The following is a 25374-nucleotide window of genomic DNA, read 5'->3' as shown; positions in this document are numbered from 1 at the left end:
GGCCAAAACCTATGAAGATAAAGGTGATGACTATAACAGCATCATGGTGAAATCAGGAGGATATCGGAGCCGCCCTCAATCAGGGCAAGAGCTGCTTCCTTGTAGGCAACAGCCAGTGCTTCAAAGCTGGTGTTGCGATAGCCTGGATTGTTGACGTCAGGTGAGATGGAAGCTGTTCTGTTTGTTGGGCCCAGCACCCCAGCTACGAAACGTGGCTTATCAGGGTTCTGAGTGGTCGCTGCATCGGCGACCTCTCTGGCTAAACGAGCTGATTCCCGGTTGATCTCCGGTACCAGATGTTCCATCTCGTAGTCAGCCATGGCAATGGTTGTGGCGTTAAAGGTATTGGTTTCCAGAATGTCCGCACCGGCATCCAGATAAGACTGGTATATCTCCTTGATGATCTCAGGACGTGTCAGAGAGAGAAGGTCATTATTGCCTTTGAGGTCGCAGTCGTGATCAGCAAACCGTTCACCACGGTAGTCTTCCTCATCCAGTTTGTAGCCTTGAATCATGGTGCCCATGGCACCGTCGAGCACCAGAATCCGTTTCTCCAATTGCTTTTTAAGAAGGTTTGCTCTTGGAAAGTGTGCTCTTTCTTGACTGTTAGGCATGGGTACAGATTCCGGGCCAGTTCTCTCTATAGCCATGAAACAGGTTGTCAGGCTTTTAGTTTGACGATTCATGACTGCTTGAAGGTATTGTCAGGAGAGCGATGGTATCAGAAATACGCCTTGGAGTGTCTACTTCAAATTGCACATATCTACTGGAAAAATAAGAGAGTGGCACATAAGAGTAGACTTAAGCAATCTCGGTGGATTTGCAAAAAGAGACTGGAGCTTCTTTTGTTGTTTTGAAAGTCAGGCTGCTTATACTGAAGCCTGAATATTTTCACGGGTATTTTTGCGAAGACAAAATCCTGCAACCAGGGTGGCTATCATCGTTACGCTGGCAAGCGTCAGTGTTCCCATCTCAGGCAGTGAACTCATCAGTCCACTGACCACTGTAGCCAGCAACATTTCTATGAAGAAAATCAGGCCAGCGGCGGTGCCTGTATGTTTACTCATGCGCTCGATGGCTCTGGCCTGACATAGAGGCATAAAGAGACCCAGACCCAGCTCAAAGACAATGATGCCTACCATGTAACCCAGTATAGAACTGCCATGACTCCACCAGGCAGTGGCAAAGGAAACGTTTGCGCCTGCAGCCAGAGTGATCCAGGCCAGTCGAGTACTTTTTTCACGCCCTAACCGGTCATTCAATTTAGGGCCAAATGATGCGCTAAAAAGGAAGCCTGCAATGGCCAACGAAAAAAGAAATCCATAAAATTTTGGAGCCAGACCTAATTGGCTGATCATGACAAAAGGCCCACCGGCGACAAATACAAAAGCGCCAGAGAATGCCGTGCCAGTTGCGATTGTGAACCGCAGATAACGCCAGTCAGTTAATACCTCTTTGTAGTCTGAAAGAATAGGGTAGCCAGAACGCTCGGAGGCTTGATGTTTTTCAGGGATAAGCAGCAGGCTGAACATCGCCATAACGGCCATTGCACCCATGGCCAGAAAGTTGCACCTCCAGCCTGCATATTCTTGAATAAATCCACCCGCGACGGGAGCCAGCAGAGGGGCTATGGTCAGGCAGGCGCTGATGTAGGACAGCATCCGTACTTCCATTTGGTCTTGGAAGTAATCTCTGGCCAGGATTCGGGCAACGGCAGTGCCAAAACAACCAAACAGGGCCTGAACAAAGCGTGCGGCTATGAACAGAGCAATGTTGTTGGTCTGCAAAGTGACGGCAGTGGCAAACAAGTAAAGGGTATAACCTAGCATCAAGGTTCTTTTTCGACCCAGGCGATCAGCCAGTGGACCTACTATCAGCATGGATAGCGAAAAACCCAGCATAAAGATACCGACACTCCATTGGGCCGTTGCACTGTTACTGCCAAAGTACTCTGTAATAGCCGGCAGCGATGGTGAGAATATATCGATAGAGACCGGACCAACTACGGCAAACAGTGTCAGTATCACCAAGACAGCATTGGAGTGTTTTTCTGTATCTAATGCGCTCATGGCTGCGACTCGTTCCACTGAAATTTATGCTTGAAGGGATAAGTTTGACAGGCTCACAGGAGTCAATTGATCTCTGTTACAGGGCAAAATCCGCCTGTACCTCAGAAAAAGAGCGCAAAGGGTACAGGCTTGTGAAAAGGGTAGCAATGGTACAATTCCACATCTGGCTGAGGACTCGCGAAGTATCAGGCAGGCATCGACCGCAATGGGGTATAACCCTCCGAAGTTCAAGTACATGTCTTTAATACCTGACTGGCCTGCTGGGGATTTCAACATAGCGCCTAATGGCATAGAATATCGGCAGAATGACAAGAGGGTTCTTGAGTTGAATATTACATTCACGGAAGCAGCACAAAAGTACCTGGTCACGCTGTTGGAGAAACAGAATGTCGAGGGTATTGGTGTGCGCCTGTTCGTTACCCAGCCTGGTACTCCTTACGCGGAAACCTGCCTTGCCTACTGTAAGCCGGGTGAGGAGAAGGAAGGGGATCTGATTCTTGAGCTGGAATACTTTAACTGCCGTGTGGAAGGAAAAAGTGAGCAGTACCTGGAAGACGCCGTTGTTGATTTTTCCGAAGACAAGCTGGGTGGCCAATTGACCATCAAGGCACCGAATGCCAAGCTGCCTCAAGTCAGCGAAGATAGCCCGCTGGACGAGAAGATCAATTATTTCCTGCAGACCGAAATCAATCCGGGGTTGGCTTCACATGGTGGTGTGGTTTCCCTGGTTGAGATTGATGAAGGTGTCGCTGTCTTGCAGTTTGGTGGTGGTTGCCAAGGATGCAGCGCAGTCGATTTAACGTTGAAAGATGGTGTAGAAAAAACTTTGATTGAGCGAATTCCTGAGCTTAAAGGTGTCAGGGATGTGACAGATCACAGCATTACCGAGAATGCCTACTTCAAGTAATATTATCTTCAAGGCCGGTTTATAGGCTGATATTACTCTGTTTCAGAAAGAGTGTATTAGCCCGTAAGCCGGTTTTTTTGTGCACTGGATATGAGCGAAGGTCTAAGTCGTATCATCTGGTATTTATTTATATTATACAATCATATTTGGCTTTTTGGTTATTGTTTGCAAAACTCATTTCAAATTTTGAGATTGAATAAAAACGAATGATTAGTTGTTAATTAGCTCGGATTTATCACTGAGGATATGACTTTTTTTTGCTTAAGTTGTTCAATTAACTCATTATTTTCGCTGGAAATTTACGGATTGGTATTCAATGAAATCGAATCTTATTACTCAGGCTGGCAAAGAAAAGCTTAAAAAAGAATTGCATTACCTCTGGCGGGATAAGAGACCTAAAGTAACTCAGGCGGTTTCTGAAGCAGCGGCATTAGGTGACCGAAGTGAGAATGCTGAGTATAAGGAAGGTAAAAGGCTGTTGAGAGAAATTGATCGAAGAATTCGCTTTCTCACCAAGCGGCTCGACATTGTAAAAGTAGTGCATTATTCACCGGAACAGGAAGGTAAAGCCTTTTTTGGTGCCTGGATAGAGCTTGAAAATGAGGAAGGAGAGATTCTTCATTGCCGGATTGTGGGGTCTGATGAAATTGACGTCAAGCGTGGGCACATAACCGTGGACTCGCCAATGGCAAGGGCTTTAATCGGCAGGCAGGTTGATGATGAGGTTATGGTCAGGACGCCGGAAGGAAATAAAGTCTGGTATATCAATAAGATACAATATGAACCTTTCCATTCACTTTGATGGCTTTGTCGGCTCCTGACCTTGTAATCAGGGTGAAAAACCTGTTGCCGTATTTTTACCTAAGATGGTTTTTGGGTGTATAACGGTCGGCCATAAACGTATAACATAATACGCCATTTTTTCTTGGTGTTTCTGGCTTTTCCAGTAGATAAAAGACCTGTGAAGCGGTACAAACAAGCCATACTGTCAAATTTTTTCGTTGCTCAGATTATCAAACCCTGTGGCTCCCAGTATATGCATTTGGTAGAAGCCAATCTTGATATTGAGTCTCGCTCTGACCGGACACTGTGTACAGAAGTATTACACGGTGCGTATCGTTACGAAGTGTTAACCAATCAACTGCTATCGGAAATATGCCCCATATGTGCTGCTATTTTAGATAGAAGAATCAGTAATATGCCAAAAAGCCGGAAGGTTTCTTCCGGCTTTCTCGGTGAAGTGGGTATGGAAGCGCCAGAGTCGCAGATGGATCTGTTATCTGTTTTGAAAGTAGAGAGTGGAGAATCTGAGACTGACGAGGTGACGCAAGGGTATCAATTTGATTTATTTTAAAGGTTTCTGACACAGTCATAACCTGACCATGTCAGACTGTTTATTATTCTGCAATTCTCGCAGGAAGCACGTTTTTCAGCTTTTCTCTCATATCACGCAGGGTTTTCTCCGTCGTTTCCCAGTCAATGCAAGCATCAGTGATGGATACACCGTATTCCAGATCTTCCAGATTTGCAGGCACCTTCTGGGCACCCCAGCCAATGTTACTCTCAATCATTAGCCCTACAACAGACTTGTTGCCTTCGATAAGCTGGTTGGTGACGTTTTCCATAACCAGAGGCTGAAGCGCTGGATCTTTGTTAGAGTTAGCATGAGAACAATCTACCATAATGTTTGGCATAATGTCGGCATTCTCAAGTTCCTGCTCGCACAGGGTTACGCTGACAGAGTCATAGTTGGGCTTGCCGTTACCACCACGGAGAACGATATGACCATACTTGTTCCCCTTGGTACGGGTAACAGCTACCTGACCATTGCCATCAATGCCCAGAAAACGATGAGGGTTAGCTACGGAGTTCAGAGCGTTAATCGCTACTTCCAGACCACCGTCTGTACCGTTTTTGAAACCCACAGCTGAAGACAGGCCACTGGCCATTTCACGATGAGTCTGAGATTCAGTGGTACGAGCGCCAATGGCAGACCAGGACACCAGATCCTGCAAATATTGAGGGGAAATAGGGTCCAGGGCTTCGGTGGCAGAAGGCATACCCAGCTCAGCGACATCCATCAGCAGGCGACGGCCAATGTGCAGGCCTTCTTCAATCTTGAAGGAATCATTGAGGTGTGGGTCGTTAATCAGGCCTTTCCAGCCAATAGTGGTTCGTGGCTTTTCAAAATAGACGCGCATGACCAGATAGAGAGTATCGCTTAGCTCGTCTGCCAGTTTCTTCAGACGCCCGGCATAATCCATGGCAGCTTCAACATCGTGGATAGAGCAGGGACCTACCACTACAAACAGACGATGATCCTTGCCATCGAGAATGTTGCGGATAACTTCACGGCCTTCGGAAACGGTACGCTCAGCAGCTTCGCTCAAGGGAATTTCACTTTTCAGCTGCTCTGGAGTGACCAGTAAGTCCTGAGATTCAATGTTCAGGTTTTCAATTGGTAATATGGCCATTGATTGCGCTCTCAATTTTGATTGTTGCTCCCTCACGGGTTTGCGCCTGAGATTGCCTGCCCGGGTAAGGATAAGTCGGACTTGCAGGGATCAGCGACGGTCGTCCACTCTAATCAAGAACCATGGTTGCTACAACCCCATGAATAATAATTTTGCTTAATTTTAAGTCGTTGCAATTATTGTAGAATCTTGTTGGCTCATATCAGATAGTGAATACCCAGTACCAGCAGAATAATAGCAAGAATCATGCGCATGACTTTTTCTGGCAGGTACTTGCCAATTTTAGTACCAAAATAAATGGCCGGTACAGAGCCGATCATCAGGCTTCCCAGGAGGTTAAAGTCCACATTGCCCAAGAGTGTATGACCGAGACCAGCGACAAGGGTCAGTGGTACTGCGTGGGCCAGTTCAGTGCCGACTACTCGCACAGGAACCAGTGTGGGGTATATCAGTAAGAGAATCGCTGTGCCAAGTGCCCCGGCTCCAACAGATGACAGAGTGACCAATACGCCAAGCACCATCCCCATTAACACTGTAAAGTATTTCAGCCTGTTTCCGGACAGGATTTTGCGGTTGTAAAACTGCAATTTGCTGAGTTTGTTGCTAAATATAAGCACCAGCGCTGTCAAAGTGAGCATAAAGCCAAGGCAGGTAGTAAGTATCGGGCTATAATGATCGCTTCCGGTGAAAAGATATTTCAACAGGAATACTGTAGCCAAAGTGGCTGGAATACTTCCCAGGCACAGGAGCTTTACGAGTTGCCAGTTAACACTTTTTTGTTGGTGATGAACCCAGACGCCGCTGACTTTGGTCAGGGCGGCATACAACAGGTCCGTTCCTATTGCTATGTGGGTCGGAAATCCGAATAAAAGGAGCAGTGGAGTCATCAGAGACCCGCCTCCTATGCCGGTTAAGCCAACGGCAAAACCCACGCTGGCACCCGCTGAAATGTAGAGCAATGTGTCCATCAAATATGGTCTAAAGTTATAAGTAGCTCAGGCGATGTTTGAAATCATGATTAAAGCTGCATGATTCGCTGGTAACTGTAGCGACCGGCTTGTATTCTTGGAAGTAATTAAATGATATTCTCTTATGCCGCTATGAACTAAGAGTACTCATATTTTTTTCACACTATGGGTAGACGTTAGCTCGACCGGAGGCCATCAATGAAGCTGCAACAACTGCGCTATATCTGGGAGGTCGCTCACCATGATCTCAATGTATCCGCCACAGCGCAGAGTCTATATACCTCGCAACCCGGTATCAGCAAACAGATCCGCCTGCTGGAGGATGAACTCGGCGTAGAGGTGTTTGCCCGCAGCGGCAAGCATCTGACCCGAATCACCCCGGCTGGTGAAAAAATTATAGAGACTGCAGGTGAGATTCTCAGAAAAGTCGAAAGCATCAAACAGGTGGCACAAGAGTTCAGTGATGAGCGTAAAGGTTCCCTGTCTATTGCAACGACGCATACCCAGGCTCGCTATGCACTGCCTGATATCATCAACAAATTTATTTCTCAGTATCCAGATGTGTCCCTGCACATGCATCAGGGAGCGCCCATCCAGATTGCTGAGATGGCTGCAGACGGCGTGGTTGATTTTGCCATTGCAACAGAAGCGCTCGAACTTTTTAACGATCTGGTCATGATGCCCTGCTATCGCTGGAATCGCTGTGTGCTCGTTCCGAAGGATCATCCGCTGGCACAAATATCTGAGTTGACACTGCAGGATGTTGCCCGGTATCCCCTGGTGACTTACGTCTTTGGCTTTACTGGCCGTTCCAAACTGGACGAAGCTTTTATGAATGAAGGTTTGTCACCCAGAGTTGTATTCACCGCAACCGATGCTGATGTCATCAAAACCTATGTAAGATTGAAGCTGGGTGTGGGTATTGTTGCGAAGATGGCTTACGATCCGGAACTGGATTCTGATCTGGTTCCTCTGAATGCAGACCATCTGTTTGAGCCCAGTGTCACTAAGATTGGTTTCAGAAGAGGGACCTTCTTGCGCGGATTTATGTACGACTTCATTCAGCACTTTGCACCACATTTGTCTAAAGAAGTCGTGCAGGAAGCGATTTCAAGACATAACAAAGTAGAAGTGGATGAGTTGTTTTCTGGTATTCAGCTCCCCGATCACTGACTTTTCTATCCTTTGAAGCGGCAGCTGCATCACGCAGCTTGCCGGTTCAGTACTTCCTTGACCAGCTTGAAGTAAACTGTGTAAATTTTCGGTTCCTGACCTTCTTCCTCGACCACAAAGAAGGGGGCCTTGTTCACTTTGTAGAATTCGGCCAGACGAGCCCCTTCGCTTGAAGCATCACCTTCTTTGGCGATCAGTACCTGGTCAATTTTCCCAAAGTGGCCGGAGCTTTCGAGCCGCTCCAAAACTTCGCTGCATTTTTTGCAGGGGCTGCCATCTGCCATTATTTTTTTGACCATGGTGATCTTCATCAAGAGTCTCCTGTAGGTGGCTTGCGGTTTATTTTATTACGAAAATGCTGTTTTTTCTTCGCCCATAGTTCTTTACCTGCAGAAAGTCTCGAGAGCTGTCATCAGGTTTTTAACCTTGGTTATGGATTCCTGATACTCTTGATGGCAGTCTGAATCTGCAACAATGGCTCCTCCACCCCAGCAGTGAAGTTTTTGATTCTGGGCAACCAGAGTTCGGATGGTAATGCTGGTATCCATCCTGTCGTTGCAGCTGATATAGCCTATTGCTCCGCAGTATACATTCCTGGCAACAGCTTCAAGTTCACGAATGATTTCCATGGATCTGATTTTAGGTGCACCGGTGACTGAACCGCCCGGGAAGGCAGATTCCATCAACTCAAGAATGCTGTGTTCCTGACTGAGTTCACCGGTCACTGTGCTGACCAAATGATGGACATTAGCATAACTTTCCAGTTCAAACAGTCTTGGAACGTTAATGCTTCCGGGTTTGCAGACTTTACCAAGATCATTTCTCAGAAGGTCAACAATCATCAGGTTCTCAGAGCGATCTTTTTCGCTGGCCAGTAATTCTTCAGCGTGGGCGAGATCTTCTTCAGGTGTTTTACCACGAGGTCTTGTACCTTTTATGGGGCGAGTTTCTACCTTGGAATCAGTCACTTTTATAAATCGCTCCGGCGAGTGACTCAGGACAGTAACATCAAGATGGGAGAGGTAAGCAGAATAGGGCGCGGGACTGACTTTTCTGAGATATTTGTAGGCCTGCCAGCAATCGCCATGATATCGACTGGTGAATTCCTGAGTCAAATTGACTTCATAGGTATCACCGGCAAGTATGTAGTCCTGCACTTTCTTAAAGGCCGATTCATACTCTGCTTCATTGATGGTGGTAGAAAATTTTTCCTGCAGTTGGAATGGCGCCGCACTCTCGGGCTTTGCTTTGTTATGAATGCGAGCAACAATGCTTTTCCGGTCATTGTCTGGCATATCAGGGTGACTGAAAAAAATGGTTTTTTGCTGTTGGTGATCGGAAATAATGGCCCAGTGGTAGAGGCCTACACTCATTAAAGGCACTTCCAGCTGTCGCGGCTGAATTTTTTCTGGCTCGGTCAAGCCACATAGTTCATAACCCCAGAATCCCAGTGCACCACCCGTGAAGGGTAAATCAGGATGCTCCACTTTTGACATGGTGGCCAGTAAATCATTCAGAATCTTGAACGGGGATTGATCACTCTGAATCCGACTTTCGCCGGATAGACGATTGATGGTCTTAGTGTGGTAATTGCCGTCAACAGTAACAACGGCCCAGGGGTCAGCCGTGATAATGTCATAGCGATTGTGTTGCTCTTTTGTGAAAGAGGGAGAACAGCTGTCAAGATAACAGGCCCAGGGTTGCGCGGTAAAAAGCTCGAAATAAGGGCTGGAGTCACTCATGTACTCCAGTTCAACGATGAATAGCTCTTTCATAGAAGGCATGAAAATCCCGGGTCAGATCAGACGCGCATTCTACCTTCAGAGTGTTGTCGGCGCTACGGACTTTTCTGCTGTTTTATTGTTCAGGAGTGCTTTTAAGAGGCGAGTCGGGCTCTCAGAAAGCAGTTTTAGTTGATTTAGAAGCAATTTCTCTGGCAAGAATATTTGCCAATTACTGGATTGTTAACAATAGTCTGTATATTAAAGCTTGACTGATGTATAAATGGCTTTAAAAAAGAATATTGTAAACAATTATCATGACTGAAACGCTCAGAAACAACGACCCGGTTCGTGTCGGCACTCAGGCGCAAGAAGTTGCGGGCCTGCTGATCGGAGATATTATTTCGGGTCGCTTAAGTCAGGGCTGCCGGATCTCTGAGCCAGAGCTCTCAAGAAAGTACGGAGTCGGGCGTGGTCCTCTTCGTGAGGCTATTTTGAAGCTTGAAGGTACCGGTCTTGTTGTTCGTGCGCCTCATGTCGGCGCCACGGTAGTCACCCTTAACCAGAGTGACTTGTCAGAAATATTTGCCATTCGGGAGGCGCTTGAGGGAATGGCTGCTCGTCTGGCAGCGATCCATATGTCTGATCAGCAGCTGCTGGATCTCGAATCTCTGCTGAAAACACACGCCAGCCATATTCATGAGCAGAATGGTCAGTCATACATTGATCAAGAAGGCGATCTGGATTTTCATTATCGTGTGATCAACGGCTCCTGCAACCAAAGGCTGATACGGTCGCTCTGTGATGAGCTCTATTATCTGATTCAAATGTACCGGAAAACGTCAGGTCGTCCTGCTCGTCCTGAGGAAGCGTTGACTGAGCATCAGATGATCTTCAGGGCTCTGAAAGAGCGTGATGGTGAACTGGCCGAAATATTAATGCGCCGTCATATTGCCCGGGCCAGAAAAGAAATTGAACAATGCATCGACTCCGGTCACCAGCATTAGCAAATGAAGTAACCCTGACCTCAGGGGGGCGAAACGTTTTTCTGGATAAGAAGAGGAAGTCAAATGACTGATAAAAACAACGCGCTCAATCAACTGATTGCTAAAGAAGGCATTGTTACCGCACCCGGCGTATACGATGGTATCTCTGCCCGCCTGGGTGAGGAGGCGGGTTTCTCTGCCTTATACGGAAGTGGTGGTGCTATAGCGAGAAGCACAGGTGTGCCTGATATTGGTCTGCTGACGTTAACTGAAGTGGTCGATCGTGTTCGTCAAATCTGTGAAGCCACTTCACTTCCTGTGATTGCCGATGCGGATACCGGTTTTGGAAACGAAGTTAATGTCAAGCGCACCGTAAAACTGTTCAGAAACGCCGGCGTGTGTGGCTTTCATCTGGAAGATCAGGAGTTTCCAAAGCGCTGCGGGCATCTGGATGGCAAATCCCTGGTTTCCATTGAGGAGATGTGCAAGAAAGTGTCCGTTGCTGCCAGGTACGCCGGTAATGTCACTGTTATAGCAAGAACGGATGCTATTGCTGTAACCGGCTTTGGCGATGCGATCGAACGAGCCAAGGCGTATGTTGAAGCTGGAGCGGATATGTTGTTTGTTGAAGCGCCCCAGACTATTAAGCAGATTGAAGAGATTGCCAAACAGGTTACTGGTCCGAAACTGATCAATATGTTTTACAGTGGCAAGACCCCATTGGTACCTACAGAAGCTCTGAAGGCAATGGGTTATCAGCTCATCATCATTCCGTCTGATCTTCAGCGAGCGGCAGTGACCGCGATGCGTGAAGTGCTTGAAGTCATCAAGCGCGATGGCAACAGTGGTGCGATTGCCGATGGCATGATGACGTTTCAGGAACGTGAGCGTCTGGTTAAGACCCAAGAGTTTCTTAATCCTTAACCGTAACACTCATTCAATAAGAAAAACGGAGAACGATCATGGCAGAAAAGATGCTTTCCAATAAGAAACCGGGCGGCGCCGGCCTGCGTGGTCAGTCTGCTGGTGAAACCGCACTGTGTACCGTTGGTAAAACCGGTTCTGGTCTGACTTATCGTGGCTATGATATCAAGGAGCTGGCTGATAAAGCACAGTTTGAAGAAGTCGCTTATCTGTTACTTTATGGCAAGCTGCCGAATCAGACCGAGCTTGATGCTTACAAAAACCGTCTGAAAAGTATGCGTTCACTGCCCGATGCCCTGAAGGTCGTTTTGGAAGAGATTCCTGCCGGTGCACACCCAATGGACGTTATGCGCACCGGTTGTTCAATGCTGGGTAATCTGGAAACTGAGCAGGATTTCTCCGAACAGCTGGATCACATCGACCGTATGCTGGCCCTCTTCCCGGGCATGATTAATTACTGGTTCAACTTCAGTCACAACGGCATTCGAATTAATGTTGATACTGAAGCAGACTCCATTGCTGAGCAGTTTCTGTGGACCTTGCATAACAGGAAGCCGAAACCTCTGCATGTAGAGGTAATGCATGCCTCCCTGATCCTTTATGCTGAGCATGAATTTAATGCTTCTACCTTCACCGGCCGTGTTTGTGCTTCCACTCTCTCTGATGTTCACAGCTGTGTAACCGCTGCAATCGGCTCACTGCGTGGACCTTTACATGGCGGTGCAAACGAGGCAGCTATGGCAATGATTGAGAACTGGCGCTCTGCCGATGAAGCGGAGCAGAACATTATGACCATGCTGGCTCGTAAAGAAAAAATTATGGGCTTCGGTCACGCGATTTACCGTGAGTCTGACCCTCGTAACGATATTATTAAAGAGTGGTCAAAGAAACTGTCTGAGCATTCAGTTGATGAATACCTGTATGCTGTTTCCGAACGTGTTGAGGCGGTCATGTGGCGTGAGAAGAAATTGTTCTGTAATGCTGATTTCTTCCACGCTTCTGCCTATCACTTCATGGGCATTCCAACCAAACTGTTTACACCGATCTTTGTTTGTTCACGTGTTTCTGGTTGGACTGCACACGTCATGGAGCAGCGTGCTAATAATCGTATTATTCGTCCTTCTGCGGACTACACCGGTCCAGAAAGTGTTGACTGGGTGGCGATCAAAGATCGTCCATAAAACTGAAGGACTGATGTTATGAACAGTGCATATCGCAAACCATTACCGGGCACCCGACTGGACTATTTCGACACTCGTGCAGCCATCGAAGCCATTCAGACTGGTGCCTACGCAAGGCTGCCTTACACCTCTCGCGTTCTGGCTGAGCAGCTCGTTCGTCGCTGTAATCCTGCAATCTTGACAGAGGCCCTCAAGCAGATCATAGAACGCAAGCGCGATCAGGACTTTCCCTGGTATCCTGCTCGTGTCGTGTGTCATGATATTCTCGGTCAAACAGCTCTGGTTGATCTGGCTGGCCTGCGTGATGCGATTGCTGAGCAGGGGGGTGACCCTTCCGAGGTCAATCCAGTTGTTCCAACACAGTTGATTGTTGATCACTCACTGGCTGTAGAGTCCGGTGGTTCTGACCCTCTGGCTTTTGAAAAGAACCGTGCCATTGAAAATCGTCGTAATGAGGATCGTTTTCACTTTATTGAGTGGACCAAAACGGCCTTTAAAAATGTTGATGTTATCCCGGCGGGTAACGGTATCATGCACCAGATTAATCTGGAGAAAATGTCTCCGGTTATTCAGGTCAGTGAAGGTGTCGCTTATCCGGATACTTGTGTAGGCACTGACAGCCATACGCCCCATATCGATGCGCTGGGTGTTATTGCGATGGGTGTAGGTGGGCTGGAAGCTGAAACGGTTATGCTTGGGCGTCCTTCCATGATGCGTCTTCCAGAGATTATTGGTGTTGAGCTGGTAGGCAAGTGTCAACCTGGTATGACAGCAACCGATATTGTTCTGGCCATTACAGAGTTTTTGCGAAAAGAAGGTGTTGTTTCTTCTTACCTCGAGTTCTTTGGTGAAGGTGCTGTAGATCTGACCATTGGTGACCGTGCCACTATTTCCAACATGACACCGGAATTTGGTGCTTCCGCGGGCATGTTTTACATTGATGAACAAACCATCGATTATCTGAAGCTGACTGGGCGCAAGCCGGAGCAGGTGGCGCTGGTTGAAAATTATGCCAAGGTCAGCGGCCTCTGGGCAGATGATCTGAAAACGGCTGAGTACGAGCGTGTTCTCACATTTGATTTGTCCACTGTTGTTCGAAACATGGCGGGGCCATCCAGCCCGCATCGTCGTTTGCCCACCTCGGAACTGGCTCAGCGTGGCATTGCTGTCGATCTGGATAAAGCTCAGACCCAAGAAAAAGCAGGTCTTCTACCCGATGGTGCTGTGATTATTGCTGCCATCACCAGCTGTACCAATACCAGTAATCCTCGAAATGTTGTGGCTGCAGGCCTTATTGCTCGCAAGGCCAATAAGCTCGGTCTGGTTCGTAAGCCCTGGGTTAAATCCTCTTTTGCGCCAGGCTCCAAAGTTGCGAGGCTTTACCTTCAAGCCTCAGGATTATTACCTGAGTTGGAGAAACTGGGTTTTGGGATTGTCGGTTATGCCTGTACGACTTGTAACGGTATGAGTGGTGCCCTGGACCCGGACATTCAGAAAGAATTGATTGATCGCGACCTCTATTCTACAGCAGTATTATCCGGTAACCGCAACTTTGACGGCCGTATTCACCCTTATGCCAAGCAGGCTTTCCTTGCTTCTCCGCCTCTGGTAGTCGCTTATGCCATTGCCGGTACCGTACGTTTTGATATAGAAAAAGATATACTCGGTACGGATAAAGAGGGTAATGCTGTCACACTGAAAGACATTTGGCCAAGTGATGAAGAGATCGATGAGATCGTTGCTGAGTATGTGAAACCTGAGCAGTTCAACGAAGTTTACATCCCCATGTTTGACTTGGGTATGACAGAAGAAGCCAAGAGTCCTCTTTACGACTGGCGTCCAATGAGTACCTACATACGGCGTCCTCCATACTGGGAAGGAGCTCTGGCCGGAGAGCGAACTTTGAAAGGCATGCGCCTTCTGGCTCTCCTGGGTGACAACATTACTACCGATCACCTGTCACCATCAAATGCCATCCTGGCAACTTCTGCTGCGGGTGAATATCTTTCGAAAATGGGATTGCCTGAAGAGGATTTCAACTCTTATGCCACACATCGTGGTGACCATCTAACCGCACAGCGAGCGACTTTTGCCAACCCTAAACTGCTGAACGAAATGTGCCTCGATGACAGGGGAGCAGTGAAACAGGGTTCTCTGGCCCGTATTGAGCCTGAAGGTAAAGAAACCCGAATGTGGGAAGCGATTGAAACCTACATGAACCGCAAGCAGCCACTGATTATTGTTGCAGGTGCCGATTATGGTCAGGGGTCATCCCGTGATTGGGCTGCGAAAGGTGTACGTCTAGCCGGTGTTGAAGTCATCGTGGCTGAAGGTTTTGAACGTATCCATAGAACCAATCTGGTGGGTATGGGGGTTCTGCCGCTGGAATTCAAGGATGGCACCACCCGAAAGACTCTGGGTCTGGATGGTACTGAAACCTATGATGTAGTCGGCAGGCGTAGGCCACTAGCGAACCTGACGCTGCTGATTCACCGTGCCAATGGAAAAAGGTTGGAAGTGCCCGTCATTTGTCGTCTTGATACGGAAGAAGAAGTGTCTGTATACGCTGCTGGTGGTGTACTGCAACGATTTGCCAAGGACTTTCTGGAGGGCAAATAAGAATGTCGCATGAGCCTCAGATCAAGGTGCCCGCTAGTTATATTAGAGGCGGCACCAGTAAAGGCGTTTTCTTTAGTCTGGAAGATCTGCCTGAGCGCGCACAGGTTGCCGGCGAAGTCCGGGACAACCTGTTGTTGCGTGTGATTGGTAGCCCTGACCCCTACGGGAAGCATACTGACGGTATGGGGGGGGCTACTTCAAGCACCAGTAAAACTGTCATTTTGTCGAAAAGCAGCCAGCCGGATCACGATGTTGATTACCTGTTTGGTCAGGTTTCAATTGATAAGCCCTTTGTAGACTGGAGTGGTAATTGTGGCAACCTGACCGCTGCTGTCGGTGCGTTTGCAATCAGTAAAGGTCTGGTTGATCCCGTTCGTGTACCTGTAAATGGTGTTTCTGTAGTGCGCATCTGGCAGGCCAACATCAAAAAGACCATCGTTGCTTATGTGCCCATCACTAACGGAGAGGTCCAGGAAACTGGAGACTTTGAGCTGGATGGTGTCACTTTCCCGGCGGCAGAAGTTCAGGTGGAGTTTCTTGATCCAGCAGACGACGAAGGGGCTATGTTTCCAACGGGTAACCTGATCGATGATCTGGAAGTTCCTACTCATGTTGTGGAGTGTGCGAGGCTAAAAGTGACGCTGATTAATGCGGGTATTCCAACTGTTTTCCTGAATGCGCAGGAGTTGGGCTATACCGGAACCGAGTTGCAGGAGGCCATAAATGGCGACCAAGAGGCGCTGGCTCGTTTTGAAACTATTCGCGCTCATGCTGCGGTTAAGATGGGGCTCATTGACCATATAGATGAAGCTGCGCAACGTCAGCACACTCCCAAGATAGCCTTTGTGGCTAAGCCCACCCCTTATACCGCATCCAGTGGTAAAGAGATCAAAATGGATGATATTGATCTGTTAGTGAGAGCCTTGTCTATGGGTAAGCTTCACCACGCGATGATGGGTACCGCTGCGGTAGCCATCGGTATTGCTGCTGCTATTCCCGGAACACTGGTGAACCTGGCGGCAGGTGGCGGTGAACATAAAAGGGTTCGTTTCGGACACCCTTCCGGAATTCTGCGTGTTGGAGCCGAACCTGTCTTGGAAAACGGAGAGTGGAGGGCGAAAAAAGCCATTATGAGTCGCAGTGCCCGAGTTCTCATGGAAGGCTGGGTAAAGATCCCCGGAGATTCTTTTTAAATTCGTGAGTCCGTTAAATACTACTTCAGTCGTCGTTTCAGTTGAGCAAGATCCATGATACGAGTAGAAATTTCTTCAACGGAGTAATCAGTACTGTTGATATAGGGAATACGCTCCTTGCGATAAATCCGCTCAATCGTGTGGATTTCAAACTGACATTGCTGACTGGACGAATAACGTGAGTTCGGGCGTCTCTCGTTACGAATACCAGCCAGTCGGCCGGGGTGTATCGTCAGTCCGAATAGTTTGTCCCTGTGTGGTTGCAAGGGTTTGGGAAGCCTGAGTGGTTCATCCAGATCTTCTTCTGTGATGGGATAGTTCGCTGCAAAGATACCAAACTGCAGACCCAGGTAAATGCAGGACGGAGTTTTACCACTTCTGGATGCTCCCAGCAGAATAATATCCGCTTTGTCATAATTTCTTGTTTTTGCTCCGTCATCATTATCAAGAGCAAATTGAACGGCTTCTATACGTCGGTGGTAACTGTGGCTGTGAGTTGTGGAACGTTTCTTGCCTGTTCTATAGAGAGGGTGTTGACCAAACTCATGCTCAAGGCCCGGTAGAAAAGTTTGGAAGAGGTCTATTATATAGGCACCACTCGTGTGGAGTATGCGACTAACGTCTTCATTCAGTACTGTCATGAAGACGACAGGTCTAATTTGTTCTTCTTTGTGAATACTGTGGATCTTCTCAATCAGCTGAATGGTTTTTTCAGTTGAATCTATATAAGGGAAGGTAACGTGTTGAAACTCATGACCTTCAAATTGCGCGAGGAGGCTCTGTCCGAACGACTCTGCAGTGATTCCGGTGCCGTCTGAAACAAAAATTGCCGTTCTTTTCACTTTTTTTCCTTCAAGGTATTTCATTTTATAACAAAATCTAACATAGTGTACCTGCCGAAACACGGAAGCGATAGGCTGGACTGAATTTGGTATATCAGACGGTTGTCTTTTGTACAAGAAAGCCAAGCGCCGGCCATAAGCATACAAGCGCACCTGGCTAGCCGAAACAGCCATAAGCAGATAGAAAAGAGCGGGGAATGCTGCTTTGAATAATTTTGTAGTGGGCCTGGAAACTCTGGGCATGGGTGACGTCGAAAAAGTAGGCGGGAAGAACGCCTCTCTGGGCGAGATGATCAGTGGTTTGAGCAAAGTCGGGGTAAAAGTCCCTGGTGGTTTTGCAACAACGGCAGAGGCTTATCGGGACTTTCTCGATGGCAATGGACTGTATCAAAGAATTCATAGCCTTCTGGATGACCTGGATATCAATGATATCAGGGCACTGACCACGGCTGGTGCAAAAATACGTCGCTGGATTATGGATGAGCCTTTCAGGCCGGAACTGGAAGATTCCATTATCAAAGCTTACCAGTCTCTTTCCGGAGATGATGATCTGCCAGTGGCGGTTCGCTCCTCGGCAACGGCGGAAGACCTTCCAGACGCCTCTTTTGCTGGTCAACAAGAGACTTTCCTGAATATTCGCGGCGCAGAAAACGTATTGGTAGCTGTTCGCGAAGTGTTTGCTTCACTTTTTAATGACCGAGCTATTGCTTACCGTGTTCATCAGGGCTTTGATCACAGGAATGTGGCGCTGTCTGCCGGTATTCAGAGAATGGTACGCAGCGAGACCGGTTCTTCCGGGGTTCTCTTTACTCTGGATACTGAGTCTGGTTTTGATCAGGCTGTATTTATTACGGCTTCTTACGGTTTGGGGGAGACGGTCGTACAGGGTGCCGTCAATCCGGATGAATTTTACGTCTACAAGCCTGCAGTCAGAGCCGGACGCCCTGGTGTTTTGAGACGTACCCTGGGCAGCAAGGCGATTAAGATGGTATACGGGCGGGGCGGTTCTGCAGGGCGTTCGGTAGAAACAGTTGATGTGGATCTGGATGCCAGAGGGCAGTTTTCTATCAGCGATGAGGACGCCACCGAATTGTGCCGTCAGGCCATGGCTATTGAAGCGCATTACGGCTGCCCAATGGATGTCGAGTGGGCTAAAGATGGTGATGATCAGCAACTCTATATTGTGCAGGCTCGCCCTGAAACCGTGCAAAGCCAGAATAGTGGCAGAAAACTGGAAAGTTACATCCTTAGAGAGAAGGGGGAATTGCTGGTTGAAGGTCGCAGTATTGGTCAGAAAATCGGTCAGGGTAAGGTTCGTCTGATTGAAGATATTGATGAGATGGACAAGGTTCAGCAAGGCGATGTGCTGGTTACTGACATGACTGATCCTGATTGGGAGCCGGTGATGAAACGGGCATCTGCCATCGTGACGAATCGGGGTGGCAGAACCTGTCATGCGGCTATCATTGCTCGTGAGCTGGGCATTCCTGCTGTTGTGGGTTGCGGCGATGCGACTTACAGGCTCAGGGAAGGTGCTTTGGTAACGGTCTCCTGTGCAGAAGGTGATACGGGTTTTATTTATGAGGGCTTGTTGAACTTTGAACATAAGGTCAGAGATCTGGATGTTATGCCGGAACTGCCTTTTAAGCTGATGATGAACGTGGGAAATCCAGACCGTGCTTTCAGCTTCTCTCGACTGCCCAATAAGGGAGTGGGTCTGGCCAGGCTTGAATTCATCATCAACAAGATGATTGGTGTGCATCCCAAAGCCCTGCTGAATTTTGAGCGGCTGCCTGCGGATGTGAAGCGTCAGGTGGGGGAGCGCATTTCAGGCTATGGCAGTCCGGTAGACTTTTATGTTGATAAGCTGGTGGAAGGCGTCTCTACCATTGCCGCAGCCTTTGCTCCGGAAAAAGTCATTGTTCGCTTATCTGACTTCAAGTCCAATGAGTACTTCAATCTGTTGGGTGGCCATCTCTATGAGCCCCATGAAGAAAACCCGATGCTGGGCTTCCGGGGAGCGTCACGTTATATCTCTGAAGATTTTCAGGATTGTTTTGAACTGGAATGCCGGGCCATGAAGCGGGTTCGTGATGAAATGGGGCTGGCCAATGTTGAGCTGATGGTGCCATTTGTTAGAACGCCGAACGAAGCAGCTCAGGTGACTGCCATCATGGAAAAGTTGGGTCTGAAACGAGGTGAAAACGGTCTGCGAGTCATCATGATGTGCGAGCTGCCTTCCAATGCGTTGATGGCAGAGGACTTCCTTCAGTACTTTGATGGTTACTCCATTGGTTCCAATGATATGACTCAGCTAACTCTGGGTCTGGACCGGGATTCTGGCTTGATTGCCCATCTCTTTGATGAACGTAATCCGGCCATCAAGCAGTTATTGTCGATGGCTATTCAGGCTTGTAGAAAGCAAGGTAAGTACATAGGTATTTGCGGTCAGGGCCCCAGTGACCACCCTGATTTCGCCAGGTGGCTGATGGAGGAGGGTATTGAGACAGTATCCCTGAATCCGGACTCTGTGCTGGAAACCTGGTTGTACCTTGCTGATAATGGATCTCAATAGTTTGATGCAAAGATGAAGCTCGCAATGCGGGCTTCATCATCTCTGTTTATACTGACTATTCAATTCCCTTGTCTTCTTTACTCTCCTGATTCCTGTAGACTTTTTGCCATCAGATCCTGTCTGTAAAAATAAGGAAAGAAGAATGACCCGGTTTACTACCCCTGATCTTTGTGATGAATTTCCCGAACAGGTTTCCGTTGCTGAATCTGGTTTCAGAAACTTTGGTGGCGTTAATGCTTTTCATGGGCAAGTCGTGACCCTGAAATGTTTTGAAGATAATTCCCTGGTGCGTGAGTGGGTAGGTCAGCCAGGAGAGGGCAGGGTGCTGGTAGTTGATGGCGGGGGGTCCATGCGCAGAGCCATGCTGGGCGATATGCTGGCAGAGCGAGCCGTTGAAAACGGTTGGGCAGGGATTATTATTTATGGCTGCATCAGGGATGTCGATATCATTGCCGATTTGTCATTGGGCGTTCAGGCGCTGGGTTGTCATCCCATGAAAACGGATAAAAAGGGGGTGGGTGAAAGTAATCTGGTGGTCTCTTTTCATGGTGTTGATTTTGCACCCGGGGGTTATGTCTACGCCGATAATAATGGAATTCTGTTCTCTCAGGAAAGGTTGATTTGATAAGCTTCTTCGCTTTTAGATCACCATAAGATTTATGAGTAGCGAAGTTTTATCCCTGATAATGAAAGAGCAGAGCAGAGCTTTTTTAATAAAAAAGGCTCTTCAGGTATTAATGTTGTAAATAAGTCTCATGAGTTAGCTGGAATAAGTAAAATTGTTAAGAGATAATTTAATGGGTTCTTGAGAAGTAAATATTCAACAGGGTTCTGTTCAGCAAAGGCCTACCTCTTGGAATAGTTACCTCAATTCAGGGTGCAGACCCTTATACTTTGACAATTTCCGGTAGAGCAGGTCATGCAGTGGCAGTCCCTTTGGGCTTTCGTAAAGATGCTATGCATAAAGCATCAATATTAATAAATCGCTCATATGAGCTGAGTTGCAATAATGATTTTATGCTGACAGTAGGTAGGATTATTACTCCTATTGCTATGATATTTTTGCCTTTTTTTGAAAAGCCAAGTCATGTTTCTGAAGAGAATGTAAAATATTCAGGTGTTGAAAAGGCTGTGCATTTATTAACAAAAACTCTGATAGTTTTAGGAGAAAAATAATGGGTTTTGAAGTTTGGGTTTTATACTTGGTTTCAATTTTTCTGGTCATTATGATACCAGGTCCTTTATCCTTGTTGATGGTTTCCAATTCTGTGCGTTATGGAATTATTAGATCATATCCCTCTTTTTTAGGTGGAACTGCTGCATCATCCTTGTATTTAGTTGTGTCCGCAACTGGGTTAGGCGTCATAATTACTGCTTCTGATCATTTATTTATGATGCTGAAGGTTTTAGGTGCAGTTTATTTGGTATATCTGGGATTTATGACTATCAGAGGATCTATTAATAAAATACCTGAAAGCACAACGGATTTTGAGTCTGGCGAATCTCCAAAATTTAATAATTTATTTAAAAAATCATTTTTTTAGGGGTAAGTAATCCAAAAGATATTATCTTTTTCATGGCCTTCTTGCCTCAATTTATTTCATCAGAAAAACCATTGTTGGATCAAATTGTAATTGTTGTTGTGACTTGGATGCTGGTAGATTTAGTTTGCAAATTACTCTACGGTCTTCTAGCTATAATCATAAAGCCTATTCTAAGAACAGAAAAGAGCAAATCTATATTTGATAGATCTACAGGTGCTTTCTACATAATAGCGGGCATTGCAGCAGTATTGATTGTTTAGCTGCTTTTTTCAGATTCTAAAGCCTTATTTTAATGAGGTGATATCTGATTTTTACAGCAGGATTGGGTCATTGTTGAATGATTCTGGCGTACTCTTCAATATCGATGTTTCCTCCTGAGGCAATGATCACGGTTGTCTTTTCTCTGAACTTTTCTGAGTGCTGTAACAGTGCTCCGAGTCCGATAGCGCCGCTGGGTTCGAGGATAAGTTTCATATTAAATGCAGCAAATCTAATGCCTTCATTTACAAACGCTTCATCAACGGCCAGCCCTGCGACCTCAGAATTCTGTACGATCAAGAGATTTGTTTCACCGGGGCTCAGGGCTTGAAGAGCGTCACAGGAGCTGACGAGATTGCCATTTGCCCTGGCCCGACGACCTTGTTCAATCGACAAGGTCATTCCTTCATATCCGGACGGTTCAATAGCCAGTACCTGAGTTTCAGGGTAGTTGACGGTGTTAAAGACCATACTTGAGCCTGCAACCAGACTGCCTCCACCGGTTGGACATAACAAAAAGTGGCAAGTCTCACCAAGCTGCTCAAGCTGTTCGGAAGTTTCTATAGCGACAGCGGACTGACCTTGTATCAGGGTGGCATCATCAAAAGGGTGAAGAAGAGAGTAGTTATGCTGTTGGGAGAGTTTAACGGCCTCCGCAGCAGCTGCCTCCTCTCTGGATGGTTGAGATTCATCACAGAGTTTGACTTCGGCGCCGTGGGCAAGGGCACTGTCTATTTTGTTCTTGGGGGCATCGGCGGGCATAACAATGTGAACATCAATGCCCAGAATTTCGCCTGCTGCGGCCAGCCCTCTGGCAAAATTGCCGGAAGAGTAGGCAACGACGCCGCGTGATTTCTCCTGTTCAGTCAGCTGCAGCAGTCTGTGAAGGGCTCCCCTGAATTTGAAAGCGCCGGTTTTTTGCAAAGATTCAGCTTTCACAAATACTTTGCCCTGGACTCTTGCTCCCAGCTCTTCGCAGTGAATCAGAGGTGTCTTTCGAGTGTAGCTCTGCTGGCTTTGGTAGATTTTCTTCAGGGTTTTCAAACCAGGGGTAGACAGGGGGGTCGGCATAGGGGTTCCATTTTGTACAACTCTGTACAGGATAGACACTATGCAGGAAGAAGGGGTTCCTATCGGTTTGGAAAATTGTGCGTGATCAGAAGCAGCTCTTCATCTCTTGAGAGATTAAGAGCTGCTGTCAGCTGGTAAACATCGTGGGAAATCCAAAAACTCCCCATAATCGGTTGAGTGACTAGCGGTCTTTTTGAATCACGTGCGTGATATGGTCAAAGTAACCTGTACCCACTTCTTTCTGGGGGCATAAGAAGGTGTAACCTCGTTCAAATGCCGCCTGCTCTGGTTGCTGAACCATCTCCGCATAATGTTTCATGCCCTGCCCCTGACCATAGTGGTAGGCCAGATCGAACATGTTGTGCCACATGCTATGAATACCCGCCAGTGTGATGAACTGAAATTTGTAGCCCATCTCACTCAGTTCATCCTGGAAGCGGGCAATAGTTTTATCGTCCATGTTCTTTTTCCAGTTAAAGGAAGAAGAGCAATTGTAGGCCAGCAATTGATCCGGGTATTCGGAACGGATAGCCTGGGCAAAGGTTCTGGCCTCATCCAGATCCGGTGACGCCGACTCGTACCAGAGAAGATCAGCAAAAGGTGCGTAAGCCAGTCCTCGGGCAATTGCCTGTTCAATTCCCTTGCGGGTGCGATAGAAGCCTTCTTTGGTTCTCTCACCCGTCAGGAAAGGTCGATCATAGTCATCAATGTCGGAGGTGATCAGATCAGCCGTGCTGGCATCGGTTCTTGCCATAAGCAGAGTGGGCACTCCGGCAACATCGGCAGCTAGTCGGGCAGAAATCAGTTTGTCGACAGCTTCCTGAGTAGGGACAAGCACTTTGCCACCCATGTGGCCGCACTTTTTGACGGAAGCCAGCTGGTCCTCAAAGTGAACGCCTGCAGCGCCGGCTTCGATCATGCTTTTCATTAGCTCATAAGTGTTACGGACTCCGCCAAAGCCATCTTCACCGTCGGCAATAATAGGGGCGAACATATCTGTGTAGCCTTCATCGCCGGGTTCGATGCCGTTTTTCCATTGGATCTGGTCTGCTCTCATGAAACTATTGTTCATTCTTTCAATTAACGCCGGTACTGAGTCTACCGGGTAGAGAGATTGGTCGGGATACATAGAACTGGCTGAATTATTGTCCGCGGCCACTTGCCAGCCGGACAGGTAAACGGCTTCCAGTCCCGCCTTAACCTGTTGCAGTGCCTGACCCCCTGTCAGTGACCCCAGACTGTTAACGTAACCCTTGCGTGATTTATTTTCGTAGAGTAAAGTCCAGAGCTTGTTTGCTCCCATTTGCGCAAAGGTATTTTCTACCTTTATAGAACCGCGCAGACGGACCACATCCTCAGCTTTGTAGGTGCGTTTTACGTTGGCCCAACGAGGATTTTCTGACCAGTCCTTTTCGATGCGGGCAATCTCTTCAGCGCGATTATAAGTAGACATTGTATCGCCTCTCCTGAAAGTCAAACGGTTGTTTGTCAAGGCAATTTCAATCTATAACAAAAGATAACAAACTTGATAATTTATTATCGTTATAGTGGATATTCTCATCGAAAATACCACTTTACCCCTTCTTTAAAGGCTGAGTCTTTTACTAAAGGAATGCTTTCCAATAGACAGAAAGTTGCTTTCAAAGGCTATAAAACCGGCCTTTCTGGGTTCGGTTGTCCTGAGAAGGCCGTCAAAGCAGTTATCACCGCTCATAACAGTGAATGAGGGCGGTTTTTAGAATCAAGCGATTGTTTGACTTTGTGGCGGGGATATCTCTATTCTTGGCCGTCTGGCGAACCGCTTCAGGATGTAAACAAAAAATATGAACTTGGCTCGTGTCGATCTGAACCTGCTAGTGTATCTGGATGTGCTTCTGCGAGAAAGAAGTGTCACCAAAGCGGCTGAGCAATTGGGCATAACCCAGCCAGCTATGAGTAATGGGTTGAAAAGACTCAGAAGTCTGTTTAATGACCCTTTGTTGGTAAGAACCAGTGAGGGTATGTCGCCTACAGAGAGGGCTCTCGCCCTGAAACCTCAGATTGCAGACGCCCTGAAACTTTTGGAGCAGGCTGTCCTGCCCAGGGATGCTTTTAATCCCGGAGAAAGTTCCAGAGTGTTTCGTGTTATGGCCAGTGATTATTCTGAATCTACAGTGATCCCGATGGTGCTAAAAAAGCTCAGGTCTGAGGCTCCGGGCATCACCCTTGATATTCTCACACCCAGTGATGTGACCTTTCATGATGTGGAACATGGTCGTGTTGATATGGCCATTAACCGCTTCAGTCATATGCCGCAATCTTTTCATCAGTCACTGATCTGGGAAGACTCTTTTTCCTGTGTTCTGAGTCGGGACAATCCGGTTATTAATAATTTCACTCTTGAGAGTTATCTGTCTGCCCAGCATATTTGGGCAAGTAAAACAGGTATGGGTGTTGGGGTGGGTATTGATCCAAAAGATATTCAGCAACTCGGGTGGGTTGATGAGGCACTGTCGGCAATCGGTCACAAACGTGATATCAGGGTTCTGACGAGGCATTATCAGGTAGCCATGTTGCTTTCCTCTCAAAATGACCTTATTGCGACTCTGCCCAGTAAGTTGGCTGAATTACACCGTCATGAAGATGAGTTGGTGGTTTTGCCGCCTCCGTTTGAGATTCCAGCTATCCAGCTTCGTATGGCCTGGAGTCCTTTGTTGCATCACGATGCAGGGCACAACTGGTTACGGCAGGTTATCAAAGCGACTACTTAGCAATCTCATCAAGAAGCTGAGTCTGCTTGATAACATATGATAATTTGTGTGAAATAATTCACCGCATTGTATGGAATATCATGTTAACTGGTGTTAATCTTTGACTGCCTCTGAGCGAT

General features: G+C 47.4%; 23 protein-coding genes and 1 pseudogene. 15 read left to right on the top strand and 9 right to left on the bottom strand.

Annotated elements, in window-relative coordinates:
- Positions 1–50: 50 nt before the first annotated feature.
- Both KDK18_RS10655 and KDK18_RS10650 read right to left on the bottom strand, forming a co-directional pair.
- Positions 51–614, bottom strand: a pseudogene (locus KDK18_RS10655) (homocysteine S-methyltransferase family protein); the annotation flags it as partial.
- Between the two features lie 255 nt (positions 615–869).
- On the bottom strand, positions 870–2069 hold the full coding sequence (locus KDK18_RS10650; protein WP_257254878.1) for a multidrug effflux MFS transporter: 1200 nt from the start codon (positions 2067–2069) through the stop codon (positions 870–872).
- A 325-nt stretch (positions 2070–2394) separates the two neighbouring features.
- On the opposite strand from KDK18_RS10650, the gene nfuA reads away from it, so the two are divergent.
- From nfuA to KDK18_RS10635, 3 genes are all read left to right on the top strand, one after another.
- Positions 2395–2976, top strand: a complete 582-nt coding sequence (gene nfuA / locus KDK18_RS10645; RefSeq protein ID WP_257254880.1) for a Fe-S biogenesis protein NfuA — start codon at positions 2395–2397, stop codon at positions 2974–2976.
- A 316-nt stretch (positions 2977–3292) separates the two neighbouring features.
- Positions 3293–3778, top strand: coding sequence for a transcription elongation factor GreB (greB, locus tag KDK18_RS10640; protein ID WP_257254877.1), 486 nt, complete (start codon positions 3293–3295; stop codon positions 3776–3778).
- Positions 3779–3937: 159 nt separating this feature from the next.
- Positions 3938–4330 (top strand): hypothetical protein, encoded by a 393-nt coding sequence (locus tag KDK18_RS10635; RefSeq protein WP_257254876.1) that lies wholly within the window; start codon positions 3938–3940, stop codon positions 4328–4330.
- A gap of 43 nt (positions 4331–4373) precedes the next feature.
- On the opposite strand, the gene KDK18_RS10630 is transcribed toward KDK18_RS10635, so the two are convergent.
- Both KDK18_RS10630 and KDK18_RS10625 read right to left on the bottom strand, forming a co-directional pair.
- Positions 4374–5450, bottom strand: a complete 1077-nt coding sequence (locus KDK18_RS10630; RefSeq protein WP_257254875.1) for a 3-deoxy-7-phosphoheptulonate synthase — start codon at positions 5448–5450, stop codon at positions 4374–4376.
- A gap of 197 nt (positions 5451–5647) precedes the next feature.
- A complete protein-coding gene (locus KDK18_RS10625) occupies positions 5648–6418 on the bottom strand; it encodes a sulfite exporter TauE/SafE family protein (RefSeq protein WP_257254874.1) in 771 nt (256 codons plus the stop codon).
- 198 nt (positions 6419–6616) lie between these two features.
- Here KDK18_RS10625 and cysB point away from each other — a divergent pair, with 198 nt between their 5' ends.
- The gene (gene cysB, locus KDK18_RS10620; protein WP_257254873.1) at positions 6617–7591 is read left to right on the top strand and encodes an HTH-type transcriptional regulator CysB; all 975 of its coding nucleotides are present in this window, start codon (positions 6617–6619) and stop codon (positions 7589–7591) included.
- Between the two features lie 29 nt (positions 7592–7620).
- Here cysB and KDK18_RS10615 read toward each other — a convergent pair whose 3' ends face one another.
- Positions 7621–7902, bottom strand: a complete 282-nt coding sequence (locus KDK18_RS10615) for a hypothetical protein (protein ID WP_257254872.1) — start codon at positions 7900–7902, stop codon at positions 7621–7623.
- 72 nt (positions 7903–7974) lie between these two features.
- Entirely contained in the window at positions 7975–9366 is a 1392-nt protein-coding gene (gene pabB, locus KDK18_RS10610; RefSeq protein WP_257254871.1) for an aminodeoxychorismate synthase component I, read from the bottom strand.
- A 263-nt stretch (positions 9367–9629) separates the two neighbouring features.
- Here pabB and KDK18_RS10605 point away from each other — a divergent pair, with 263 nt between their 5' ends.
- From KDK18_RS10605 to prpF, 5 genes are all read left to right on the top strand, one after another.
- Complete coding sequence (locus tag KDK18_RS10605; protein WP_257254870.1) at positions 9630–10319, top strand: GntR family transcriptional regulator; 690 nt, start codon at positions 9630–9632, stop codon at positions 10317–10319.
- A 63-nt stretch (positions 10320–10382) separates the two neighbouring features.
- Positions 10383–11222 carry an oxaloacetate decarboxylase gene (locus tag KDK18_RS10600; RefSeq protein ID WP_257254869.1) on the top strand — a complete coding sequence of 280 codons (840 nt, stop codon included), beginning with the start codon at positions 10383–10385 and terminating at the stop codon, positions 11220–11222.
- A gap of 50 nt (positions 11223–11272) precedes the next feature.
- Positions 11273–12403: a 2-methylcitrate synthase gene (prpC, locus tag KDK18_RS10595; protein ID WP_373690661.1), complete on the top strand. Its 1131-nt coding sequence runs from the start codon at positions 11273–11275 to the stop codon at positions 12401–12403.
- An 18-nt stretch (positions 12404–12421) separates the two neighbouring features.
- Positions 12422–15022, top strand: a complete 2601-nt coding sequence (gene acnD / locus KDK18_RS10590; RefSeq protein ID WP_257254867.1) for a Fe/S-dependent 2-methylisocitrate dehydratase AcnD — start codon at positions 12422–12424, stop codon at positions 15020–15022.
- 2 nt (positions 15023–15024) lie between these two features.
- Entirely contained in the window at positions 15025–16215 is a 1191-nt protein-coding gene (gene prpF / locus KDK18_RS10585; protein WP_257254866.1) for a 2-methylaconitate cis-trans isomerase PrpF, read from the top strand.
- A gap of 20 nt (positions 16216–16235) precedes the next feature.
- Here the strand turns inward: prpF and KDK18_RS10580 are convergent, their stop codons facing one another.
- Positions 16236–17057: a pyruvate, water dikinase regulatory protein gene (locus KDK18_RS10580; RefSeq protein WP_257254865.1), complete on the bottom strand. Its 822-nt coding sequence runs from the start codon at positions 17055–17057 to the stop codon at positions 16236–16238.
- A gap of 205 nt (positions 17058–17262) precedes the next feature.
- On the opposite strand from KDK18_RS10580, the gene ppsA reads away from it, so the two are divergent.
- The 5 genes from ppsA to KDK18_RS14745 all read left to right on the top strand — a co-directional run bounded on the left by ppsA (position 17263) and on the right by KDK18_RS14745 (position 21436).
- Positions 17263–19632 carry a phosphoenolpyruvate synthase gene (ppsA, locus tag KDK18_RS10575; protein WP_257254864.1) on the top strand — a complete coding sequence of 790 codons (2370 nt, stop codon included), beginning with the start codon at positions 17263–17265 and terminating at the stop codon, positions 19630–19632.
- A 142-nt stretch (positions 19633–19774) separates the two neighbouring features.
- Entirely contained in the window at positions 19775–20257 is a 483-nt protein-coding gene (rraA, locus tag KDK18_RS10570) for a ribonuclease E activity regulator RraA (RefSeq protein ID WP_257254863.1), read from the top strand.
- 269 nt (positions 20258–20526) lie between these two features.
- Entirely contained in the window at positions 20527–20808 is a 282-nt protein-coding gene (locus tag KDK18_RS10565; RefSeq protein WP_257254862.1) for a hypothetical protein, read from the top strand.
- Positions 20808–21176: a LysE family translocator gene (locus KDK18_RS10560; protein WP_257254861.1), complete on the top strand. Its 369-nt coding sequence runs from the start codon at positions 20808–20810 to the stop codon at positions 21174–21176. Before KDK18_RS10565 ends, KDK18_RS10560 begins: the two co-directional genes overlap by 1 nt.
- 32 nt (positions 21177–21208) lie before the next feature.
- On the top strand, positions 21209–21436 hold the full coding sequence (locus KDK18_RS14745) for a hypothetical protein (protein ID WP_373690654.1): 228 nt from the start codon (positions 21209–21211) through the stop codon (positions 21434–21436).
- Positions 21437–21503: 67 nt separating this feature from the next.
- Here KDK18_RS14745 and KDK18_RS10555 read toward each other — a convergent pair whose 3' ends face one another.
- Both KDK18_RS10555 and aceA read right to left on the bottom strand, forming a co-directional pair.
- On the bottom strand, positions 21504–22505 hold the full coding sequence (locus KDK18_RS10555; RefSeq protein ID WP_257254860.1) for a threonine/serine dehydratase: 1002 nt from the start codon (positions 22503–22505) through the stop codon (positions 21504–21506).
- A 181-nt stretch (positions 22506–22686) separates the two neighbouring features.
- Complete coding sequence (gene aceA, locus KDK18_RS10550; protein ID WP_257254859.1) at positions 22687–23958, bottom strand: isocitrate lyase; 1272 nt, start codon at positions 23956–23958, stop codon at positions 22687–22689.
- Between the two features lie 370 nt (positions 23959–24328).
- On the opposite strand from aceA, the gene KDK18_RS10545 reads away from it, so the two are divergent.
- A complete protein-coding gene (locus tag KDK18_RS10545; protein ID WP_257254858.1) occupies positions 24329–25255 on the top strand; it encodes a LysR family transcriptional regulator in 927 nt (308 codons plus the stop codon).
- The last annotated feature ends 119 nt before the right edge of the window (positions 25256–25374 follow it).

The organism is Endozoicomonas sp. SESOKO3 (assembly GCF_024606255.1).
This window is presented reverse-complemented; position numbering and strand designations above follow the sequence as displayed.

Bases quoted from the DNA above. Each gene is read 5' to 3' on its own strand.
- KDK18_RS10650 (WP_257254878.1), bottom strand. From the start codon at position 2,069: ATGAGCGCATTAGATACAGAAAAACACTCCAATGCTGTCTTGGTGATA.
- greB (WP_257254877.1), top strand. From the start codon at position 3,293: ATGAAATCGAATCTTATTACTCAGGCTGGCAAAGAAAAGCTTAAAAAA.
- KDK18_RS10630 (WP_257254875.1), bottom strand. From the start codon at position 5,450: ATGGCCATATTACCAATTGAAAACCTGAACATTGAATCTCAGGACTTA.
- KDK18_RS10625 (WP_257254874.1), bottom strand. From the start codon at position 6,418: ATGGACACATTGCTCTACATTTCAGCGGGTGCCAGCGTGGGTTTTGCC.
- cysB (WP_257254873.1), top strand. From the start codon at position 6,617: ATGAAGCTGCAACAACTGCGCTATATCTGGGAGGTCGCTCACCATGAT.
- KDK18_RS10615 (WP_257254872.1), bottom strand. From the start codon at position 7,902: ATGAAGATCACCATGGTCAAAAAAATAATGGCAGATGGCAGCCCCTGC.
- pabB (WP_257254871.1), bottom strand. From the start codon at position 9,366: ATGAAAGAGCTATTCATCGTTGAACTGGAGTACATGAGTGACTCCAGC.
- KDK18_RS10605 (WP_257254870.1), top strand. From the start codon at position 9,630: ATGACTGAAACGCTCAGAAACAACGACCCGGTTCGTGTCGGCACTCAG.
- KDK18_RS10600 (WP_257254869.1), top strand. From the start codon at position 10,383: ATGACTGATAAAAACAACGCGCTCAATCAACTGATTGCTAAAGAAGGC.
- prpC (WP_373690661.1), top strand. From the start codon at position 11,273: ATGCTTTCCAATAAGAAACCGGGCGGCGCCGGCCTGCGTGGTCAGTCT.
- acnD (WP_257254867.1), top strand. From the start codon at position 12,422: ATGAACAGTGCATATCGCAAACCATTACCGGGCACCCGACTGGACTAT.
- prpF (WP_257254866.1), top strand. From the start codon at position 15,025: ATGTCGCATGAGCCTCAGATCAAGGTGCCCGCTAGTTATATTAGAGGC.
- rraA (WP_257254863.1), top strand. From the start codon at position 19,775: ATGACCCGGTTTACTACCCCTGATCTTTGTGATGAATTTCCCGAACAG.
- KDK18_RS10560 (WP_257254861.1), top strand. From the start codon at position 20,808: ATGGGTTTTGAAGTTTGGGTTTTATACTTGGTTTCAATTTTTCTGGTC.
- KDK18_RS14745 (WP_373690654.1), top strand. From the start codon at position 21,209: ATGGCCTTCTTGCCTCAATTTATTTCATCAGAAAAACCATTGTTGGAT.
- KDK18_RS10555 (WP_257254860.1), bottom strand. From the start codon at position 22,505: ATGCCGACCCCCCTGTCTACCCCTGGTTTGAAAACCCTGAAGAAAATC.
- aceA (WP_257254859.1), bottom strand. From the start codon at position 23,958: ATGTCTACTTATAATCGCGCTGAAGAGATTGCCCGCATCGAAAAGGAC.
- KDK18_RS10545 (WP_257254858.1), top strand. From the start codon at position 24,329: ATGAACTTGGCTCGTGTCGATCTGAACCTGCTAGTGTATCTGGATGTG.